Source organism: Flavobacterium sp. CG_9.1 (assembly GCF_015751645.1).
GTDB lineage: Bacteria > Bacteroidota > Bacteroidia > Flavobacteriales > Flavobacteriaceae > Flavobacterium > Flavobacterium xanthum.
This window is the reverse complement of record NZ_JADOVC010000014.1, coordinates 11,879-33,054: the sequence shown is the minus strand read 5'-3', so window position 1 is coordinate 33,054 and position 21,176 is coordinate 11,879. Positions and strand designations below refer to the sequence as shown.

The following is a 21,176-nucleotide window of genomic DNA, read 5'->3' as shown; positions in this document are numbered from 1 at the left end:
ACTCAATTAATTTACTAATGTGATTATAAAGTAAAATAGAACTATGAATAAATCAATCGGAATATTTAGCGTAATCTGTATTTCTTTTTTTAATACTTCTTTTGGGCAAACTATGACAACAACTAATGCTGTAGGTTTAGACCCTAGCAATACGTCTATGTTTGCTGTTAGTGATTATTCAGATGGATTTTATGTTACTTTAGAAGATTTTATAAACAAAAAAAAGACCAAACGTAATCCGGTTGAACGCAGAGCGATTGTTGGATTTGAAAAAAAAGTAATACCTAAAGACGTTATTGTAGATCATGTGTTTCTTTATACGGTAGCTGATCAAATGAAACTGACGGGAGTTTTTGCTGTTTCGCTAGAAGGAAATCTTTACATACAACAAAAAAATTTCCGTAAGTATGCGGTAAAAGGAGATAAAAATGAAGAAGGAAATAACCCAAACTCGTACCATAGAGTGTTGCAAGCGGGAAGGTTTTTCTATTTAGAAGCGGAACTTGCTAATAGCTGGTCAAAGGGATTTGCTTATGGAAGCGGTGGAGCTGTTGGAGGTGCAATAGGATCTTCCATGAATCGATTAAAGGGGATTGTATTTGATGTCGTTAAAAAAGAGTTTAATGTTTTAAAAGATTGTAAAGATTTCAATGAATTTTTAACAATTTATCAAGCGGAAAACCTAAAATGCAAAAACAAAAAAATAGATATCGTAACGGTAAGAGAAAACATTAATAAAATTATTAAATAAGAAATTTGTTTTTTAAATCAAAAGAGGAACAAACTGAACAATATAAAACGGAAATAAAAGACAGTTATGATTATTGAACCAAGAATGAGAGGATTTATTTGTACGACATCACACCCGGAAGGATGCGCACAAAATGTTAAAAATCAGATAGAATATATAAAATCTAAGGGAGCTGTTAATGGAGCAAAAAAAGTCTTAGTGATTGGTGCTTCTACTGGTTTTGGTTTGGCTTCCAGAATTACAAGTGCTTTTGGATGTGACGCAGCAACTATTGGTGTGTTTTTTGAAAAAGCACCTTCTGAAGGAAAAACGGCTTCGCCTGGTTGGTATAATTCAGCCGCTTTCGAAACCGAAGCACATACTGCTGGATTGTATGCAAAAAGCATTAATGGAGATGCATTTTCTAATGAAATCAAAAAAGAAACAATAGATCTTATTAAAGCGGATTTAGGTCAGGTAGATTTAATTATCTATAGTTTAGCGTCCCCAGTTCGCATGCATCCTACAACAGGGGTGTTGCACCGTTCTGTTTTGAAACCTATAGGAAGTACCTTTACAAATAAAACCGTTGATTTTCACTCTGGAAAAGTATCAGAGATTTCTATCGAACCATGCAGTGGTGACGATATTGAAAATACAGTTGCCGTAATGGGTGGTGAGGATTGGTCGATGTGGATTGATGCTTTAAAAGCTGAAAATTTATTAGCTCCTGGAGCAACAACGGTTGCGTATTCTTATATTGGTCCCTCATTGACCGAAGCAGTTTATAGAAAAGGGACCATCGGTCGTGCTAAAGACCATCTTGAAGCGACGGCTTTTGCTATCACTGATCGTTTAGCTAGTATAGATGGAAAAGCATATGTATCTGTTAACAAAGCATTAGTAACGCAGGCTAGTTCTGCAATTCCAGTTATTCCATTGTATATTTCCTTGCTTTACAAAATAATGAAAGAAGAAGGAATTCATGAAGGATGTATTGAACAAATTCAACGTTTGTATCAAGAGAGATTGTACACAGGAAATGAAGTTCCTGTTGATGATAGCGGCAGAATTCGGATTGATGACTTAGAAATGCGTTCGGATGTTCAGGAAAAAGTAGCTAAATTGTGGATTCAGGCCGTAACTGAAAACTTAGCTGAAATAGGGGATTTAGAAGGATACAGAAAAGATTTTTATAATTTATTTGGATTTGATGTAGCAGGTGTAGATTATAAAGCGGAAACAAACGAAGTAGTAAATATCGAAAGTATTGCTTAATTAGAAGCATCTCTACAACTGGAAATAGAGGAATAAAATAGAAACTATTTTTAAACCATCAACTGTAAGTTGGTGGTTTTTTTATGGAGAAAGATTATATTTGTTAAAATTTTCAAATTCCAAAATACAATACTAATACGACATTATAATTTATGCTATTTTCCTTAATAATTCCAGTTTATAATCGTCCAGATGAAGTGGACGAACTCTTAGAAAGCTTAACTCATTCCACCTATAAAGAGATATTTGAAATTGTACTTGTAGAAGATGGTTCTAGTTTAGTTTGTAAGGAAGTGGCGCAAAAGTATGGTGATAGACTTGATATTTCATATTATTATAAAGACAACTCTGGTCCTGGTGATTCTAGAAATTACGGTATGAAAAAGGCTAGAGGAGATTATTTTATCATTTTTGATTCGGATTGTATTATTCCAAAAGAATATTTATCAGTCGTTGACACCGCTTTAAAGCAAGACTATGTAGATTGCTTTGGTGGACCAGACCAAGCTTTAGACAGTTTCTCTGACATACAAAAAGCAATCAATTTTGCTATGACTTCCTTTCTTACAACGGGTGGGATAAGAGGTGGTTCGGAGAAAATAGGGAAGTTTCAACCTAGAAGTTTTAATATGGGATTGTCTCGTAAAGGGTTTGAAGCATCCAAAGGTTTTGGAAACATTCATCCTGGTGAAGATCCGGATTTATCGATTCGTTTGTGGAATTTAGGATTTGAAACTAAACTTTTCCCAAAAGCTTACGTCTATCATAAACGAAGAATAGACTGGGATAAGTTTTCCGTTCAGGTAAATAAATTTGGCAAAGCAAGACCTATTTTAAATAGCTGGTATCCAAAATACAGTAAATTGACTTTTTTCTTTCCTTCCATTTTTATTATTGGATTTTTTATCTCCTTTTTATTGATGTTAGTTTTTAATTTTGACTCTCTACTTCAATTGTATTTTGTGTACTTTTTGGTACTGTTTTTGGTGTCTTCTTACCAGAATAAGAGTATTAAAATTGGTTATTTATCTTTAATAGCTGTTTGGAAACAATTTTATGGTTATGGTTTAGGTTTTATAAAATCCTATTTTAAAGTGATAATTTTAAAGCAAAAACCCCAAGAAGCTTTTCCCGAATTATTTTTCAAAATATAATATGACAAAAATTATTGGATTAACGGGTGGCATTGGAAGCGGAAAAACGACCATTGCTAATTATTTTCATTCGTGCGGGATTCCAATCTATATTGCTGATGATGAGGCGAGAAAATTAATGCAATCATCAGAAATTGTAGTTGCTATTAAAAGTACATTTGGCGATATTGTTTTTGAGAATGGCAATATAAATAGAGAAAAACTGGCTAAAATTGTGTTTAATGAACCTGCTAGATTAGCACAACTAAATGCGATTGTTCATCCGGCAGTGAAAAGACATTTTAAACAATGGCTAGTGGACAATAAAGCAGCTGCATACATCATTTATGAAACAGCCATCTTGTTTGAAAGTGGAAGTTATAAAGACTGCGATTTAATCATAACCATCACAGCTCCTGTAGAAACAAGGATTCAGCGTGTTCTGGAACGAGACAAAACGACTCGCGAAGCTATTTTAAAAAGAATGGGCGCGCAATGGACAGATGAAAAACGAACTTCAAAAAGTGATTTTGTTGTGGAAAATAGTACGATCGAAATCGCCAAACGCGAAGTGGATCAAATTCTTAAAATTTTAAAGATTAAACAAAAACATACATAGGTGTTAATGTTTGGTTAATCTATTATTTAATATATTGTTAAAATACTAAATTTGTTTCGATGAACAAACTTTTTTTTAGATTACTTGTTTTATTGATGAGTTTATCCCTTATTGGGATTATTCTTGTTCAGGTGTATTGGTTCAATACGTCTTTTAAAAATAATGATGAGCAGTTTAAATTCCATGTTAAGCAAGTTATTGGTAATGTGGCTGATAAAATTCAAAAACAGGAAGCGTATAACTTTTATGACAAAATAAATCATTATAAAGACAGCACTGGAAAAGTGCCTAAGAAAGACGATATACTGGAGTTTTACTATGTTCAAAAAAATCCAAGAACAAATAAAACAATTATATATTCCAATAGTATAATTTCAGAAGATTACAACATATCACCAACGTTCTTTGATAAAAAATTTGATAGCGAGAAGTTTAAGAGTTTTAGTTCTAAACGCGTTACAGAGGTTTATAGCGACAATTCTATTGACAAATCAGCGGTAAACAAAAGTTTAATACCTGATATCAGAATTGAGAAAATAGGAAATTTAGATGTTCTAGACAATGCTTCTTTTGAGATTTATTATAAAGATTTTGCTGCGGTATTGCCTATTCAGGAAAGAGTTTCAAAAGAAACCTTGAGTAAACTGATCAAAAAAGAATTAGAAGAATATGGTGTTAATACTAAATTTGAATTTAGTGTATATAGCAATAATTTAGCTACCAAAGTAAAATCTACTGATTTTAAATACGATAAAGAGGCAACCTATTCCATTCCTATATTTTCAGATAACGAAGGCAATAGCAAATACCAATTGCTGGTTACTTTTCCTCATAAAAAGAAATTTTTATTGTCTGAATTGGTTAGTGTTACCGTACTTTCTATAATTTTTACACTTATTATTTTAATTGCATACTCTAGCGCTTTGAATCAATTAATTCGCCAACGTCAGATCTCTGAAATTAAAAATGATTTTATCAATAACATGACGCATGAGTTTAAAACGCCAATTGCCACAATTAATTTAGCGTTGGATGCCATTAGGAACCCAAAAATAATTGATGATAAAGAGAAGGTTCTTCGGTACCTCCAAATGATAAAAGACGAAAATAAAAGGATGCATGCGCAAGTAGAAAATGTATTGCGCATATCAAAATTAGAAAAGAAAGAATTAAATATTATCAAAGAATCACATAACATTCATGATATTATAAATGACGCAATAGAACACGTTAATTTAATATTAGAAGATAGGGAAGGGACGATCGTTAGTCATTTTAATGCGCTACGAACTACGGTGTTAATCAATGATGTTCATTTTACCAATGTAATTGTAAATATTTTAGAGAACGCCATAAAATATTCTCCAAATGTGCCAGAAATTGAGGTTTTTACAGAAAATATCAAGGACATGATCATTATCAAAATAAAAGATAAAGGTTTAGGTATGAGTAAAATTGCTCAAAAAAGAATTTTTGAGAAGTTTTATAGAGAACATACAGGTGACATCCATAACGTAAAAGGTCATGGATTAGGTCTAGCGTATGTAAAGAGAATTGTGGACGACCATAACGGTCAAGTTTATGTAGAAAGTGAAAAGGGAAAAGGGAGTACCTTCATAATAAAATTACCATTAATAAATTAGAATATGGAAAATGTAAATAAAAAAATACTTTTAGTTGAAGATGACCTTAATTTTGGAGCGGTTTTAAAAGATTATTTAATGTTAAATGATTTTGACGTAACTCTAGCTAAGAACGGAATGGAAGGATTTGAAAAATTCAAAAAAGATACTTTCGACTTATGTATTCTAGACGTCATGATGCCTTATAAAGATGGTTATACTTTAGCTAAGGAAATCAGAGAAAAAAATAACGAAGTGCCTATTATTTTCTTGACAGCCAAATCAATGAAAGAAGATGTACTCAAAGGATATAAAGCGGGTGCTGATGATTACTTGAATAAACCTTTTGATTCTGAAGTGTTATTGATGAAAATCAAAGCGATAATACAAAGAAAATCTTCGGATACAAAAGCAGAACAAATACAGTTTGAGTTCAATATTGGTAAATTTCATCTGAATTCTAAGCTTCGTTTTCTAACGTTTAATAATGAAGAGCCAATAAAATTATCTCCAAAAGAGAATGAATTATTGAAAATGCTGATTCTTCATGAAAATGATTTAATGCCAAGAGAATTAGCCTTGACAAAAATCTGGAGAGATGATAACTATTTTACTTCAAGAAGTATGGATGTGTACATCGCTAAACTTAGAAAATACCTGAAATTGGATGAAAATGTTGAAATTTTAAACATCCACGGAGAAGGATTTAGATTAGTTGTCAAAAATAAAGTAGTACAATAAAGTAAAGAGGCTTCAAGAAATTGGAGCCTTTTTTTTGGAGCTAATTCCTGCTATCCATTACAATCTTTATTCTCGTTAAAGAAACGAGAATAAAGGATTTTCATTGCTATCAGGGCTAGGGTTTAGAATGATAGATGTATTTGTTTTACATCGGAAAATTTTTCTAAAAATGAGACTCAATACGCGTTATTTCCAATTCAGTTGCAAAGCAAAACTTGTTTTTTCATCCTTGGTAATGCTAAACACCGTTTTACTCTCGGAATTAGTTTCGTGTATTTGAACCTTATCCTTCAAAGATAATTCTTTTAAGAAATTCATCTCAAAACTTTCAATTTTTTGGTTAAGGATTAAGTTTTCGTTTGCTAAATCCAAGCACCACTCTAGATATTTGACATTATTGACATGATTTACAATATCTAAATCGGATAAGAATACTGTTTTTTCAAAAACTATTTCTTTGTCATGATCCAAATTAATTTTTGAAAATCCATGTACTGTAGCTTTGGTATTAGGATAGAGTTCAAAATGATTAAACGGTAAAGCTAAACCTTCAGGACGACGCTTTTTAGTATTGAAAACAGCCCAAAAAGTCTCAGAACCTACAATTTTTTCTCCGTTAACATGCATTTCTAACGCCCGTACAGAACGGGAGTTTTCCAGTGAATTAATCCATGTTTTTACCGTAACGGTATCTCCCCATTTTGGTAATTTAGAAATTTCAACACGCATCCTGCTTAAAACCCAAGCTTGATCGAACTCCTGCATGTCCGTAAAACTTATTCCGCCAACTTCAGAATGGGCTGCAGCGGTTAGTTGCAGAATATTGCATAAATCAGTATACTTTAAAAAGCCATTTGGAGCACATTGCGTAAAATTGATTTCCCAGTCTTTGCTGAGAACAGAGGTAAAGTTTGGAGATATAGACATAGCTAATTTAAATCTTGTTATATGTGAATTTTGTGCGGCAATTGACGGGCACTATTTCTTAGAATTTATGTATTCAATTATTTTTTCATAGGGAGTTTCAAAATCAAACCATTTGGTGATTTCATTTCTTTTAAACCAAGTGAGTTGGCGTTTGGAGAAGCGTCTGGTGTTTTTCTTTATTTCTTCGATGGCAAATTCCAGTGAAATTTCTCTATCAAAATAACTGAATAACTCTCTGTAACCCACAGTTTGCAATGCATTCAACTCTTTGTGAGCAAACAAATCTTTGGCCTCAGCCAGAAGACCTTCGTTCATCATTATGTCCACACGTTGATTGATGCGGTTATAAATGATTTTTCTATCGGCTTCCAAACCTATTAAAATGGGAGTGAAGTTGCGACTGTTTTTTTTCTGGTTTAAAAAAGAAGAATATGGTTTTCCAGAACCAATGCAAACTTCTACAAAACGCATCATTCGTTGCGGATTTTGTAGGGTTTGTGGATTTTCGATGGATAGCATTTTATAATAATCAGGATCTAAAACTTCGAGTTTTTGTTGTAAATATCCGATTCCCAGTTTTTCATAATTCGCATTTATATCTGAACGAATCGCAGGATCAATTTCGGGAAATTCATCGAAACCCTTTAGAATAGCGTCAACATACAACCCCGATCCACCTACTAAAATGGCGTAATCGTTAGTTAAAAAAAGCTCATCTAGTTTAATGATAGCTTCTTTCTCGAAATCTCCTACGGTATAATTTTCTAAAATAGATTTGTTTTGGATAAAATGGTGGTTGGCTGCAGCCAATTCTAATTTGCTGGGAACTGCAGTTCCAATAGTCATTTCCTTGAAAAACTGTCGGCTGTCACAGGAAATTATGTCGCATTTGAAGTAATTGGCCAATACAATACTTAAGGAGGTTTTTCCTATAGCGGTAGGTCCAATAATGGTGATTAGGTATTTCATATTTTTTTAGCCCAGATGGAAACGGAAACCCCGCAGTTATGGAAGTTAGTTTTTCTTGGTGTAAAAGAGCGACTGGAAGAAGCTCCTTTTAAACTATAGAAAAACAACTGGAATAACGAGGAGTTGCAGAGTACAGTTGGATTGGCTTCAAATTAATAAATTATAGTTCTGTTCCACAATGAAAACAGTATTTTGCATTAGATTCATGGCCTTCGGTTCCACAACTTGAACAGGGATTAACCCTTTGGGCTAATGCTTTTTTACGATTAGTATTTGCAAATTCAGCAGAAACGATGCCAGTAGGAACTGCGATTATGCCATATCCCATGATCATCACTAGGGAGGCAATGGCTTGTCCTAGCGGTGTAATGGGTGAAATGTCACCATAGCCAACCGTTGTTAGCGTTACTATAGTCCAATAAATACTGATAGGAATGCTAGTGAAGCCACCTTCTTTTCCTTCGACTACATACATGATTGATCCTATTATGATGCTACTAATTAGCATGAAGTAGATGAAAATAAGAATTTTACCTTTGCTAGCATTTAAAGCCTCCCTTAAATGAATGGATTGGCTAGAAAATTGAGGGTGTTTAAGGATCTTAAATAGCCGCAAAAGTCTAAAAGCACGAAATATAGTTAAGACACTGGTTCCTACAAAAAACAGCGATAAATACATGGGTAAAGTTGCAATCAAATCAATAACTCCATAAAAACTAAAAATATATTTTAACGGTTTATTTATGGAAATAATGCGAAGAAGGTACTCCAGGGTGAAGAAAATGGTGATAATCCATTCTAAAACAAGGAGTTCTTGATGGTATTTTGTGTCGAAACCTTTTACGGTTTCGAGCATAACAATTACTACACTTACTAGTATCACACCTAAAAGTACCAGATCAAATAAACGACCTGAAGCAGTATTTGTCCCGTAAATTACAATATTTGTTTTTTGTCTGAAGGTGTCAAATTTTGACTTTATTCTTTGCATACTTAAATAGGGATTAACATGCGTTTAGAATCGTATTGTTTTTAACGTTTTATTTTTTCTAATATGCCCCTGAATAATGCTTTTGGTATCACGGTTGTTTTGCATTGGAATAATAATGTTTCTCAAGATTTCAATATTGTGTATTTGGTAGTTCAAATCATAAAAAGCATAACCTTTATATATGCCATTTTCTATCAATACTGCTGATCTTTCGCTGATCGATCTTCCTTTATCAATCAACACCATATTTTGATTTTCGAAACTATTTTTTTCGATAAATTCTTGAACTCTTGTATTGTATTCTTTTGGAGAGATAGCGCCTAAGCATGCTCCGTCACATTCTTTTATGCTGTATTGAAAACAGTTCGTTTTAGTGCTATACAATCCTGTTAATTTTTGGCATAAATTATAGTGAGAGGTGATTCTAAACAAAGCATTTTTTCCTTCTTGAATGGAAGTGAAAGAGGTAATTTCTTTTTTACGACCGTCAGCTTTTTGTAGTTTTAAGTTGATGTATCCTTTTTCATCTTTTTCAGCATACAAAGCCAGCTGGAAAATACTTTTTCGTTGAGCTCTATTGTATATGGGTTTATTGATTTTTATTTCTTCGCTTTCTTTCAATAAAGCGACAAGCTCACTTCCAGTTTCATCATAGGTCACGGTGAAAACTTCGGCTTGAATTTTTTTGCATTTAGTAGTTATTCCTGTAAAATGCTGGTTGATTCGTTTTTTTATATTTCGGCTTTTGCCAATGTAAATTAGATTTCCTTTTTCATTATGAATGTAATACACTCCAGTTTTAGCTGGTAATTTAGAAACAATATCTAATAATTTTGGTGCAATACCTTTTTGGATTTCCAGTTTAATAAAATCTTTTACGATTTCTTTTTCCAAATCTTTTTCTAGCAGAATTTTAAATAATTTAACCGTTGCTAAAGCATCACCACTGGCTCTGTGACGGTCTGCCATTGGGATACCAAGGGCACGCACAAGTTTTCCTAGACTGTGGGAAGGTTGCTCCGGTAATAGTTTTTTCGATAATTCGACCGTGCAAAGTGTTTGGGATTCAAAATCGTAACCTAAACGGCGAAATTCAGTTCTTAGGATTCTGTAATCAAAGGACGCATTATGAGCCACGATAACACAATCAGCTGTCATTTCGATAATGCGTTTAGCGACTTCAAAAAACTTGGGAGCCGAGCGCAACATGGCATTATTGATACCAGTAAGTTTGACAACAAACGGTTGAATAGGGATTTCAGGATTTACCAAACTGATGAATTGATCGACCACCTCATGACCATCAAATTTATAGATAGCGATTTCAGTAATTCCTTCTTCATTGAATTGTCCTCCGGTAGTTTCTATGTCTAATATTGCGTACAAATTTTTTATTTAATGTTTAATCTTACAAATTATGAAGTGTCTGAAATGCTTCGCCAGTTCGCTATCGCTCGGGTCAAAAATCGTTGAGCAAAAATTGAAAATCAATTTCTTTCTCCAAAGATACTACTTCCTATTCGAACCATTGTGCTTCCACATTCGATTGCGAGTTGGTAATCTCCCGACATTCCCATGGAAAGAATTGTAAATTGTGAATTGCGAGCTGCAAATGAATCAAAAATCGATTTCAAATGGGTTAATTCTTTTTTTATTTGGTCTTTATTGTCAGTAAAGGTTGCCATTCCCATTAAACCAACAATACGTATGTTCCTCATTTCTTGAAATGCACTTGATGATAGTAGTGAAGTAAGTTCTTGCTCGTCAAGACCAAATTTAGTTTCTTCTTCCGCAATGTGTATTTGTAATAAGCAATCGATAACTCTATTCGCTTTTACGGCTTGTTTATTGATTTCCTGTACTAACTTTAAACTATCTACTCCATGAATCAAGCTCACAAATGGCGCCATAAATTTGACTTTATTGGTTTGTACGTGCCCAATCATGTGCCATTGAATGTCTTTGGGCATTGCTTCCCATTTTTCTGCCATTTCCTGAATTTTATTTTCTCCAAAAATACGTTGGCCTGCATCATAGGCTTCCATAAGAGCTGCAATGGGTTTGGTTTTAGAAACGGCTACTAAGGTTACTTGCGCTGGTAAAGCGGATTGTATAGAAAGTAAATTTTGGGCTATTGACATTTTTTAATTTTTTTGATTCTTAAACTTTTAATTTGACCTAAAGTTCATACACAACTAATCCGCTTCTGAATTTAGGTTCAATATACGTACTTTTAGGCGGCATGATGAGATCAGCGTCAGCCAACGCTTTTATTTCTTCAATATTTGATGGAAATAGAATAAAACCAATTTCAAATTCCTCTTGATCAATTTTATTTTGTAATTCTAGTATGGATTGTTTTCCTGAAAGGTATTCTATTCGTTCATCATTGCGTAAATCTTCAATGGCTAAAATAGGTAATAACACTTTTTTGTACAAAATTTGTGTGTCTAAGCTATCCAAAGCAGTGCTGAAAATTTCGTTTTCATTTCGCAAATTTAAGCTATAAAACGAATGGTCTAAATACATTCCGAATTCATGTTTTCGGGAAGGTTGAAATGCTTGTTGGAATTTATTTTCTATAATAAAATCCTTTTGCAGTTCTTGTAAAAAGGCTTCTTTAGTGAATCCGTTCAAATCCTTTACCAAACGATTGAATTCGTATATTTTAATGTTGTTTTCAGAAATTAAATAACTAAGGATATGATTTTTAGCCGTATTTTGTGGATTATCATTTTCTTCGGATAATAATTTAAGCGCTTCAGTTCGATGATGACCGTCAGCGATGTAAAGGCTTTGCGTTTTTTCGAAAATATTCTGAAGCCAATTTATTTCCAAGGCATCTTCAATTTTCCACAGGTAGTGAATCTCTTTTTTTGTAGTCGAAAATTCAAAATCGGCTAACTTTTGGATACAGTTAAATATCCAGTTTTCTATGGTTTTATTATCGGGATAAGTCATCAAAACCGGTTCCGTATTAAACTCAGAATATTTCATGTAATCTTTGAGTAATCGGACCCTAAATGCAATAATATCTTCATGTTTTTTAATGATATTATTGCAGTAGTCAGCTACACTCGTACCAACGATAATTCCGGTAAAAGATTGCGTCTTGGTTACAATTTTATGAATGTATATAGCTGGCTTTTTGTCTTTTACTAAAATAATTTCATTTTTGAAATCCTCATATTTTTGATGAACTTGACGGTATCGTTTTTCAAAAGAAACGGTTTCCTGATTCGTATAAGCGGGTTTCAGAATATGTAAAAAAGACAATGGATTGAAGTCCAATTGCGCCGCTAATTCAGCATTTACATATTCTTCGTAAGAGCGACAGGTAACAAGGCAAACTTTATCACGAGTGGGACGAACTGCTTTGAAAGGAACTATTTTGGCCATCTGATTTAGTTTTTAGTCACAGTCGCAGTTTTCAGCTGATCGTAAACCTGAAAACTGCGAGCGAAAACTGTGACTTTTATATAAATTGTTTAGAAATTTTCTCTGCTTTTTTGCTTTCAGAATAATCGTAGAAACCTTCACCAGATTTCACACCCATTTTTCCGGCTCGAACCATATTTACAAGTAATGGACAAGGTGCATATTTTGGATTTTTGAAACCGTCGTACATTACATTTAAAATGGCTAAACAAACATCTAGACCAATAAAATCAGCCAATTGCAAAGGCCCCATTGGGTGTCCCATTCCAAGTTTCATAACCGTATCAATTTCATAAACGCCGGCCACTTTGTTGTATAAAGTTTCGATAGCTTCGTTGATCATTGGCATCAAAATTCTATTGGCAACAAAACCAGGATAATCGTTTACTTCAACAGGAGTTTTTCCCAATTTCTCGGAAAGTTCCATGATGATTTTCGTCACTTCGTCAGAAGTATTATAACCACGAATGATTTCCACCAATTTCATAATAGGCACCGGATTCATAAAATGCATACCAATCACGCGTTCCGGATGCGAAACAACGGCTCCAATTTGCGTAATTGAAATCGAAGAAGTATTGGTCGCTAAAATCGTATTATGAGAACAAGCTTCGTTCAATTGCTTGAAAATATTTAGTTTTAGGTCCACATTTTCAGTAGCTGCTTCTATCACTAAATCAACACCTACAACTCCATCTTTGATATCCGTGTAGGTTATAATATTAGTAATCGTTTTAGCTTTGTCTTCTTGGGTGATGCTGCCTTTTGCAATCATTCGGTCTAAATTAGCGGCGATAGTTGCCATTCCTTTATCCAAAGATTTCTCTGAAACATCGATTAATTTTACGGTGAAACCACCTTGTGCAAATGTATGGGCGATTCCATTACCCATTGTTCCTGCTCCGATTACGGCTATTGTTTTCATAATTATAGTATTGGATTAAAATTGAAGTATTTATCTAAATCTTCTTTTATTACTTCGTATTCATTTTCATTGATATATTTATTACTGTAAAGCCAAATATATCTCTCATATTGAACATTATAAGGTAGAACAGGATCAATCAAAAAATATTTTTTTCTGAAAAATTTGATTTGTTTTTGGTAAACTAATTCGATGAAAGCATCAACTTGTGAGGCATTTTTTTTAGTGTAAATAAAATAAAAAAGTTTTGATGAATCAATATGCTTTTCATTGTAATCTTCAAATAATGTTTTTAATACAAGTACAACAGCAAATGAAGTTGAAAAAAAAATACTTAGAAGTATATTTTGAGTAAGTTTTAAAAATTCAGACGATATGTAAATCGCAAAAACAAAATTTAAAATTATTGAAAAATAAGCAATTAAAGTAAAACCGTTTTGTTTTGTTTTTGAAGTAAAATAAGTGCTTTTTATATCTTCTAATGGAATATTGTATTTTAATTTATGTTTTGCAGTATTTAAATCTACTCTAATTTCTTCGTCTAAAATCTCAAATGATTGTTTTTGATTTCTATATTTAATTTCTAATTTGTTTTCCATTAATTACTTTTTAAAACAATCAATAATGTGATAAGCAACACGAAGCGCTTCAGTAGCTTGTTCTAATGTCACAGTAGGAGTTGAATTAGTATTTATAGCATCCGCAAATGATTCCAGTTCATCCAGAATCGCATTATTTTGTTCTACATCTGGATTGGAGAAATAGATTTGTTTTTTTACGCCTTCCGCGTTTTGTAAAATCATATCAAAATCACCAGGAACTTCCGGAGCATCTTTCATTTTGACCACTTCACATTTCTTTTCTAAGAAATCAACAGAGATATACGCGTCTTTTTGGAAAAAACGAGATTTACGCATGTTTTTCATCGAAATTCGGCTTGCCGTTAAATTAGCAACACAACCATTTTCGAATTCTATTCTTGCATTAGCAATATCAGGAGTGTCACTGATGACAGAAACACCGCTTGCACTAATATTTTTAACTTTTGATTGGACCACACTTAGAATTGCATCAATATCATGAATCATCAAATCCAAAACTACGGGAACATCAGTTCCACGAGGATTGAATTCAGCAAGACGATGGGCTTCTATAAACATAGGGTTTTCAATCATGTTTTTGGTCGCGATGAATGCAGGATTAAAACGTTCTACATGACCAACCTGACCTTTGACCTTATATTCATTTGCCAGAGCTATAATTTCTTCGGCTTCTTCAACGGTATTTGAAATTGGTTTTTCTATGAAAACATGTTTGCCAGATTTGATAGCAACTTTGGCACATTTATAATGGGAAAGGGTAGGCGTAACGATATCAATTACATCGACAGCATGAATAAGCGTAGCGATTGTACTAAAATGTTTGTAACCAAATTCTTTAGAAACCTTCTCAGCATTTTCTTGGTTTGGATCGTAAAAACCAACTAATTCATACTTTTCAGATTGTTGTAATAAACGCAAATGTATTTTTCCTAGATGACCAGCACCTAATACTCCAATTTTCAGCATAATGATTTAATTTATACAAAAATAGCAATAAAATGGTTAAAATTCAATTTTTAAAATCCCAAATTCCAGTCAGAAAAATAATAAATCGATTTAAAATGTGGGATTTGGTTTTTGGCATTTTTCCCTCTATTTTTGTCAAAATTAAATATCAAATTTTGAAAGATACAGCCAAACATCAAGGACTTCGAAATCAATTAGTAAGCGTTTTAGAACAAAAAGGAATTACTGATAAAAGTGTTTTGGATGCGATAAAAAAAGTGCCTAGGCACTTATTTTTGGATTCTAGTTTTGGCGCTTATGCCTATCAAGATACAGCATTTCCTATTGGAGCTGGGCAAACAATTTCGCAACCTTACACTGTTGCCTTTCAATCTCAATTATTAGAAGTAAAAAAAGAACATAAAATATTAGAAATAGGAACGGGTTCAGGTTATCAAACGGCGGTACTTTGTATGATGGGAGCAAAAGTATTTAGTGTAGAACGACAAAATGAATTGTTTAAATCCACCTCTTTATTATTTCCAAAACTGAACATCCGACCCAAATACCTCTCTTTTGGAGATGGTTACAAGGGATTACCAAGCTACGCGCCCTTTGACAGTATAATTGTCACAGCGGGTGCTCCGTTTATTCCTCAACCCTTGATGTCACAATTAAAAATAGGAGGTAGGCTTGTTATTCCGCTAGGCGAAGAGGTACAAATTATGACTTTGTTAATCAGGAAAAACGAAACTCAATTTGAGAAACATGAATTTGGGGAGTTTCGATTTGTCCCATTATTAGAAGATAAAAACTAAAATATCATCCCCAACCCTTTCCATGGAAAAAGGAGCTGAAGATGAATTTTTATTGACCAATTATAAGCAGATACCGTTCTAGGCTTTCTTTTTCTATCTGTGCAATGAACAGCAAAAAATCCTCTTTGTTGTTTTTAGTTTGGGCTGTTTCAAGTGTTTGATAATATTTCATTCTACTTTCATAATCCCCTTTTATATTAGCGATAATGTAGCCATTTTGTAATAAAATTAAGTTCATAACTAAGCGCGAAGTTCTACCGTTTCCATCAATAAATGGATGAATAGTAACCAAGCGTTCGTGCATTTCAGCAGCCAAAACAATTGGATGAAGACTTGATTTATTGGTTTCGTACCAAATAAAAAAATCTTCCATTTCCTTAGCGACTAAAAAAGGTTGTGGAGGCATGTGGCTGCTTCCTTGAATCATTACTTGAACTTTTCTATAACGACCCGCATCTTCAGGTTGAATTCCTCTTAAAATAAGATTATGAATAGACAATACTTCTCGTTCATTTATGGAACTGTTTCTTTGCATTAAATCTTTAATGTAGGCAATTGCTTCTTGATGATTTATTACTTCAAGATGTTCCCGCATACTTTTCCCGGAAATAGTTAGACCTTCATTGATAACCAAATCAGTTTCACGCAACGTCATGGTATTTCCTTCGATACGGTTACTTTCAAAAGTATATTCTAGCTCCAAAGCTTGTGCAATGCGGTAACTATCAAACTGACGAAACCCATCCAGTTTAATCTTGAGAATGTCTATTTCATCTAAAATTTTTTGAAGTGTACTAGATATTTTTTTCTTTGAAGATTTACTTTGATTTCTAATTTCTTGCTCCGCAACCAATAATGCTTTTAAAGCAAACTCATCCTGCCCAATTTCATAAAGAATTTTTTCTTTAAGCCAGGCGACCATGATGGTTTCTAAATCTATTTCTAGTAAAGACGCTAATTTTATAACTTGCTCTCTGGTGGGTTTGCGAGTACCACCTTCAAATTTACTCACTAAGGCTTGATCAATTCCTAAAAGTTGTGCCACTTCTCTAGTTTTGAGTCCCTTTTGTTCTCTTGCATTTTTGAGTAGTGTTTTCATTTTAAAAATGTTTTAAATTGTCTTGACAAATTTAGTCATTTTTTAAAGTTAAAAAATATTCTTTTCAATTTTATTTTAGTTTAAAACGATTTTTTTATTCTGTCAAGGTCGCGTTTGGTGTCTTGTTCTTTAAGAGATTCCCGTTTGTCATAGGTTTTCTTTCCTTTGCATAGGCCAATTTGTAGTTTAGCCATTCCTTTTTCATTGGTGAACAATTTCAAAGGGACTATTGTTAATCCTTTGGCTTGCACGCTCTTTAATAAACCTTTTAATTCTTTCTTATTCAAAAGTAATTTACGCTCGCTTCTAGCTTTATGGTTGAATTGATTCCCAAAGGTATATTCTTCAATATACGTATTGATTGCAAAAAGTTCGTTATTGCTAAATTCGCAAAAACTTTCGGTGATGTTCGCTTTACCTAATCGAATGGATTTGATTTCGGTGCCAGCCAAAACGATTCCTGCAGTAAACGTTTCGATTATTTCATAGTCGAATTTCGCTCTTTTATTGAATATATTTATTGTTTTTAGCATAGGAGACAAAGGTATAATAAAATTGAAAATTTATACAGTATTACTTGGTAAAATAAGTATAAATATTCTTCAAACTATGATTTATATCAGTAAAAAACGAAATTCTACAGCATACATTTGTTCAACAATTTAAACCAAAGTTAAAATGAAAAAAATTATCTTAGCCTTTATGGCAGTGTCCTTTTTGACATTAAATGCACAAACAAAAGAAGAAAACAAAACTCCTGATTTCAAAAAGTGGCAGGCTCGCATCAGAGGAATTGCTGTGATCCCTTACGAGAGTGCCAAAATTGGTGTTATAGGAGGTGATGTTGCAATTTCAAATACATTTGTTCCAGAATTAGACTTTACTTATTTTTTTACTAAACATTTTGCAACGGAGTTAATTTTAGCAACGACTAAGCATGAGGTTCATACCGTTGGTTCTGATATTTCAGCCATTGGTGGACCCAATAATGCCAATATAGATTTAGGAAGTGTTTGGTTATTGCCGCCAACTTTAACGGCGCAGTATCACTTTTATCCCTTGGCTGAAAAGGTATTTAAACCTTATGTGGGAGCTGGGGTCAATTACACTATTTTCTATAATGTAGAAGATGGAAATACAGTTAAAAAAGTAAGCTATGAAAATAATTTCGGCTATGCTTTCCAAGTAGGTTTTGATTTGATGCTAAATGAAACCTTTTTTATTAATGCTGATGTTAAAAAATTATTTTTAAAAACAGATGTTACTGTGGATGCTTCTAATCTAGCAACTGGACTAGCGATGCCTGCTGCTGTAACAATTAATCCACTAATCATGGGAATGGGTATTGGAATGAAGTTCTAAGATTTTATTTCTAATTTTATTAAAGCAAAAAAAGTCACTATTATTTGATAGTGACTTTTTTATAGTTTTATTTTATGCTTTGACTCAGCTTATTCTAATTTCAATAATTGGTGACTTATATCATCTCCTATTAGTGTCACAATATAAAGATTCCCAAACGTTGAATCGCCAATGTCTTCGTATGTTTTTCGATTAATCATTTGATTTACAAAATTTGGTATGGTATTACTATGGCCAACAATCAAAACCTTTTTTCCTAACGTTTCCTTTTTGAAGGATTCAATTGCTATGTTTTTAGGATCATAAATTTTGACGGTATTCTTTTTAGCTGTAGCAGTTGGACTTGCCGTTTGAACCGTTCTTTTAAAATCAGTAGTATATACTAAATCAAAATCTACTTCTGCGAATATTTTGTTCCAATGTTCGGCTCTTTCCATACCTTTTGGTGATAAATCTGGATTTTTAGAACTATCTACTTTTTCAGCATGGCGTATAAAGTAGTAGGTTGTTGTTATTTTTTGTCCAAAACTGATATTTAAAAATAAAAATGTAAAAAGTAAGAGAAATTTTTTCATTAGAATGAATTTAAAAAATTAGTAATTGCTGTTTTTATATATTTGCAAAATGGAAAAATTAAAATCAAAAGATCCGCTTCACGGAATTACACTTCAAAAAATAGTAGAACAATTAGTAGATCACTATGGATTTGATACGCTGGGAGAGCTCATAAAAGTAAAGTGTTTTACGGATAATTCAAGTGTCAAATCTAGTTTGAATTTTCTACGAAAAACGGATTGGGCTAGAAAACAAGTGGAAGACTTATACGTTCAATCCTTGCCTAAATTTGAAAATAAAGCCTAGTCTAATTGATATGAAATCATAACGCCACCGCGGTAAGGCAACCATTCACCACTTTTATTGTATTTTTTGGCACTATCCACACGCTCGTTCGTGGAAATAAGGTATCCTTTATAAAATCCTTGATGGTTACCACCGCCGATAAAAAAATCAAGTAGAAAGCGTTCTTTAATCTTTTTTTGATATCCTACAGTAGCACCAACCATGTATCCAACTCCTTTTTCATAGTTGTCTGTATTAAGATAATTCCATTTTTGAAAATTGTACAAGGTGCCTCCAACATGTGCTCCAACATAAAAACCATTATATTTTTCTCTGAAATGGTAGCGGTATTCAGGTATAAAAATATAAAATTGTGCTGGCTTGCCATTTATTGATTTCCAAAAAGAGGCTGTAATGTCAAATTGAAAAGTCGATTTTTTTCCAATACTAGTTTCAATACCAACATTTGGAACCGTCAATAAAGTTGAAACAGCATTAACTTTTACGTAAGTTTGGCTTTGTGATAATACGGAGAAAAATAGAAAAGAGGCTACGAATAATTTTTTCATGAAGAGAATTTTATATCTATTGGAACTAATTGCGTAGGGGACTAAGCGAAGCAAAGATAAATATTAATTGTATAGTTTATTTTTTGTTGAAATTAATTTAATAGGTATCTTTTCCAGTACTCACTAATTCGAATGCTACGTATCTACCAGAGAATAAACTACACTATCCCAAAAACGGCCATCATAATATTCATTTTCTTTAAAATGAGCTTCTTTAACAAACCCATTTTTCTCTAAAACCTTTGCTGAAGCTTGATTTTCAGGATCAATAACAGCTTCGATGGAATGCAATTTCATCACTTGAAAACCATAACGTATCGCTTCTTTTACCGCTTCAGAAATGATTCCTTTTCCATGATATTCAGGAAGTAGCATGTAACCAATTTCGGCGCGAAAATGCTCCGGTTTTATTCTATAGTGACCAATTATTCCAATTAGTTTTGGATTGTCTTTCAATGCAATCGCCCAATTGATTCCCTCATTAGTGTCTATTTTACTGTCAATCATGGCAACATGTTCTAAGGTATCTTCATCGGTTTTTAATAAAGGTCTTGGAATGTATTTCATCGTTTCCGGATTAGATCGCAATGCGAAAATTTCCTTTACATCGGTAGGAACGACTCTTCTTAAAAGCAAACGTTCGGTTTCTAAATTTGGAAATGGGGTGAAAGAGATTGTTAACATATTAATTTTTTTAATTAAAGTAATTCAATGCTATACTTTGATTGGAATTCGCCGTTTGATTCTAAAATTTGAATGCATTCTTTTTCGAACAAATCGCCGGTACTTTCGGTAGTGTCAGAATAGCCAAACCAGGGTTCGATACAAATGAAAGGTGCATTCATCTTTGTCCAAATTCCTAAACTCGGGAAACCTTCAAAATGTACTTTCAATACCGGATTTTCATTTTCTGAAATAGTCAATGATTTGGAATTTAGTGTTTTGAAAATCAAAGCATCATTTTTAAATAAATCATAAGTTAGTGGAATTTTTTTATCATCAACTTTTAGTCTTTCTGTTTTATTTGAAACCAAGTCATTTTCTAAAATATAATACTCCAAATCTTCTTCTTTTTCGAAAGCAATCGCATAATTTTCAAATTCATTTGGTAAGGCAAAAGCGGGATGCGCTCCAATAGCAAATGGCATTTTAGATTTTCCCTTGTTACGCACATGGTATGCAATAGTTAAGTTGTTTTCTTCTAAAGTGTAACTAATTTGCAATTCAAATTCAAAAGGATAGACTTTTAAGGTGTCAGCAGAAGATTGTAGAGTGAAAGTAGCACTGTTCTCGGTCGAATGGATTAATTCGAATGCCATATCTCTTGCGAATCCGTGTCTGGATAAGGAATAATCAGTTCCTTCGTATTGAAAAGAATTGTTTTTTAACGTCCCTACAATTGGAAATAAAATAGGTGCATGCTTACCCCAAAATTTAGGGTTTCCTTCCCAAATATATTCTTTATTCTGATTCGTTTTGAGCGAAATTAATTCAGCACCAAAGTGTTTAATTTCAGCAGAAAGAGTCGCGTTTTGGATTGTCGTTGTCAAAATTTTGTTCCAGTTTAA

General features: G+C 33.0%; 24 protein-coding genes. 9 read left to right on the top strand and 15 right to left on the bottom strand.

Annotation, left to right across the window (positions count from 1 at the left end):
• Positions 1-43: 43 nt before the first annotated feature.
• From IWX83_RS09190 to IWX83_RS09165, 6 genes are all read left to right on the top strand, one after another.
• Positions 44-751, top strand: coding sequence for a hypothetical protein (locus tag IWX83_RS09190; protein WP_073353003.1), 708 nt, complete (start codon positions 44-46; stop codon positions 749-751).
• A 66-nt stretch (positions 752-817) separates the two neighbouring features.
• Positions 818-2,008, top strand: a complete 1,191-nt coding sequence (gene fabV, locus IWX83_RS09185) for an enoyl-ACP reductase FabV (RefSeq protein WP_196829200.1) — start codon at positions 818-820, stop codon at positions 2,006-2,008.
• Between the two features lie 152 nt (positions 2,009-2,160).
• Positions 2,161-3,162, top strand: coding sequence for a glycosyltransferase family 2 protein (locus IWX83_RS09180; RefSeq protein WP_196829198.1), 1,002 nt, complete (start codon positions 2,161-2,163; stop codon positions 3,160-3,162).
• 1 nt (position 3,163) lies between these two features.
• The gene (gene coaE, locus IWX83_RS09175; protein ID WP_196829196.1) at positions 3,164-3,760 is read left to right on the top strand and encodes a dephospho-CoA kinase; all 597 of its coding nucleotides are present in this window, start codon (positions 3,164-3,166) and stop codon (positions 3,758-3,760) included.
• Positions 3,761-3,819: 59 nt separating this feature from the next.
• Positions 3,820-5,403: a sensor histidine kinase KdpD gene (locus IWX83_RS09170; RefSeq protein ID WP_066076981.1), complete on the top strand. Its 1,584-nt coding sequence runs from the start codon at positions 3,820-3,822 to the stop codon at positions 5,401-5,403.
• Positions 5,404-5,406: 3 nt separating this feature from the next.
• Positions 5,407-6,123 (top strand): response regulator transcription factor, encoded by a 717-nt coding sequence (locus tag IWX83_RS09165; protein ID WP_066076978.1) that lies wholly within the window; start codon positions 5,407-5,409, stop codon positions 6,121-6,123.
• 186 nt (positions 6,124-6,309) lie between these two features.
• On the opposite strand, the gene IWX83_RS09160 is transcribed toward IWX83_RS09165, so the two are convergent.
• From IWX83_RS09160 to IWX83_RS09120, 9 genes are all read right to left on the bottom strand, one after another.
• Positions 6,310-7,050: an acyl-[acyl-carrier-protein] thioesterase gene (locus IWX83_RS09160; RefSeq protein ID WP_196829194.1), complete on the bottom strand. Its 741-nt coding sequence runs from the start codon at positions 7,048-7,050 to the stop codon at positions 6,310-6,312.
• A gap of 51 nt (positions 7,051-7,101) precedes the next feature.
• Entirely contained in the window at positions 7,102-8,019 is a 918-nt protein-coding gene (miaA, locus tag IWX83_RS09155; RefSeq protein ID WP_196829192.1) for a tRNA (adenosine(37)-N6)-dimethylallyltransferase MiaA, read from the bottom strand.
• A 160-nt stretch (positions 8,020-8,179) separates the two neighbouring features.
• Positions 8,180-9,010, bottom strand: coding sequence for an ion transporter (locus IWX83_RS09150; protein WP_091258230.1), 831 nt, complete (start codon positions 9,008-9,010; stop codon positions 8,180-8,182).
• A 24-nt stretch (positions 9,011-9,034) separates the two neighbouring features.
• On the bottom strand, positions 9,035-10,396 hold the full coding sequence (locus IWX83_RS09145) for an exonuclease domain-containing protein (RefSeq protein ID WP_196829190.1): 1,362 nt from the start codon (positions 10,394-10,396) through the stop codon (positions 9,035-9,037).
• A 101-nt stretch (positions 10,397-10,497) separates the two neighbouring features.
• The gene (locus IWX83_RS09140) at positions 10,498-11,151 is read right to left on the bottom strand and encodes a YggS family pyridoxal phosphate-dependent enzyme (RefSeq protein WP_196829188.1); all 654 of its coding nucleotides are present in this window, start codon (positions 11,149-11,151) and stop codon (positions 10,498-10,500) included.
• A gap of 37 nt (positions 11,152-11,188) precedes the next feature.
• Complete coding sequence (locus IWX83_RS09135) at positions 11,189-12,409, bottom strand: DUF1015 domain-containing protein (protein ID WP_196829186.1); 1,221 nt, start codon at positions 12,407-12,409, stop codon at positions 11,189-11,191.
• A gap of 76 nt (positions 12,410-12,485) precedes the next feature.
• Positions 12,486-13,373, bottom strand: coding sequence for a 3-hydroxyacyl-CoA dehydrogenase family protein (locus IWX83_RS09130; RefSeq protein WP_196829184.1), 888 nt, complete (start codon positions 13,371-13,373; stop codon positions 12,486-12,488).
• Between the two features lie 2 nt (positions 13,374-13,375).
• Positions 13,376-13,972: a hypothetical protein gene (locus IWX83_RS09125; protein ID WP_196829182.1), complete on the bottom strand. Its 597-nt coding sequence runs from the start codon at positions 13,970-13,972 to the stop codon at positions 13,376-13,378.
• A 3-nt stretch (positions 13,973-13,975) separates the two neighbouring features.
• Positions 13,976-14,941 (bottom strand): Gfo/Idh/MocA family protein, encoded by a 966-nt coding sequence (locus IWX83_RS09120; RefSeq protein ID WP_196829180.1) that lies wholly within the window; start codon positions 14,939-14,941, stop codon positions 13,976-13,978.
• Positions 14,942-15,096: 155 nt separating this feature from the next.
• Between IWX83_RS09120 and IWX83_RS09115 the strand changes: the two genes are divergently transcribed.
• A complete protein-coding gene (locus tag IWX83_RS09115; RefSeq protein WP_073353052.1) occupies positions 15,097-15,738 on the top strand; it encodes a protein-L-isoaspartate(D-aspartate) O-methyltransferase in 642 nt (213 codons plus the stop codon).
• 49 nt (positions 15,739-15,787) lie between these two features.
• On the opposite strand, the gene IWX83_RS09110 is transcribed toward IWX83_RS09115, so the two are convergent.
• Together IWX83_RS09110 and smpB are read right to left on the bottom strand one after the other, a co-directional pair.
• Complete coding sequence (locus IWX83_RS09110; protein ID WP_196829178.1) at positions 15,788-16,837, bottom strand: Fic family protein; 1,050 nt, start codon at positions 16,835-16,837, stop codon at positions 15,788-15,790.
• An 80-nt stretch (positions 16,838-16,917) separates the two neighbouring features.
• A complete protein-coding gene (smpB, locus tag IWX83_RS09105; protein ID WP_066076948.1) occupies positions 16,918-17,370 on the bottom strand; it encodes an SsrA-binding protein SmpB in 453 nt (150 codons plus the stop codon).
• Between the two features lie 145 nt (positions 17,371-17,515).
• Between smpB and IWX83_RS09100 the strand changes: the two genes are divergently transcribed.
• Positions 17,516-18,199 carry an OmpW family protein gene (locus IWX83_RS09100; RefSeq protein ID WP_073352988.1) on the top strand — a complete coding sequence of 228 codons (684 nt, stop codon included), beginning with the start codon at positions 17,516-17,518 and terminating at the stop codon, positions 18,197-18,199.
• Between the two features lie 89 nt (positions 18,200-18,288).
• Here the strand turns inward: IWX83_RS09100 and IWX83_RS09095 are convergent, their stop codons facing one another.
• Positions 18,289-18,774 (bottom strand): phosphoglycerate mutase family protein, encoded by a 486-nt coding sequence (locus IWX83_RS09095; RefSeq protein WP_196829176.1) that lies wholly within the window; start codon positions 18,772-18,774, stop codon positions 18,289-18,291.
• Positions 18,775-18,823: 49 nt separating this feature from the next.
• On the opposite strand from IWX83_RS09095, the gene IWX83_RS09090 reads away from it, so the two are divergent.
• Positions 18,824-19,060 (top strand): VF530 family DNA-binding protein, encoded by a 237-nt coding sequence (locus tag IWX83_RS09090; RefSeq protein WP_196829174.1) that lies wholly within the window; start codon positions 18,824-18,826, stop codon positions 19,058-19,060.
• Here the strand turns inward: IWX83_RS09090 and IWX83_RS09085 are convergent.
• The 3 genes from IWX83_RS09085 to IWX83_RS09075 all read right to left on the bottom strand — a co-directional run bounded on the left by IWX83_RS09085 (position 19,057) and on the right by IWX83_RS09075 (position 21,158).
• Positions 19,057-19,608, bottom strand: coding sequence for a DUF3575 domain-containing protein (locus IWX83_RS09085; protein WP_196829173.1), 552 nt, complete (start codon positions 19,606-19,608; stop codon positions 19,057-19,059). The genes IWX83_RS09090 and IWX83_RS09085 overlap by 4 nt on opposite strands.
• 135 nt (positions 19,609-19,743) lie before the next feature.
• Positions 19,744-20,292 carry a GNAT family N-acetyltransferase gene (locus IWX83_RS09080; protein ID WP_196829171.1) on the bottom strand — a complete coding sequence of 183 codons (549 nt, stop codon included), beginning with the start codon at positions 20,290-20,292 and terminating at the stop codon, positions 19,744-19,746.
• Between the two features lie 14 nt (positions 20,293-20,306).
• Positions 20,307-21,158: an aldose 1-epimerase family protein gene (locus IWX83_RS09075; protein WP_196829169.1), complete on the bottom strand. Its 852-nt coding sequence runs from the start codon at positions 21,156-21,158 to the stop codon at positions 20,307-20,309.
• Between the last annotated feature and the right edge of the window lie 18 nt (positions 21,159-21,176).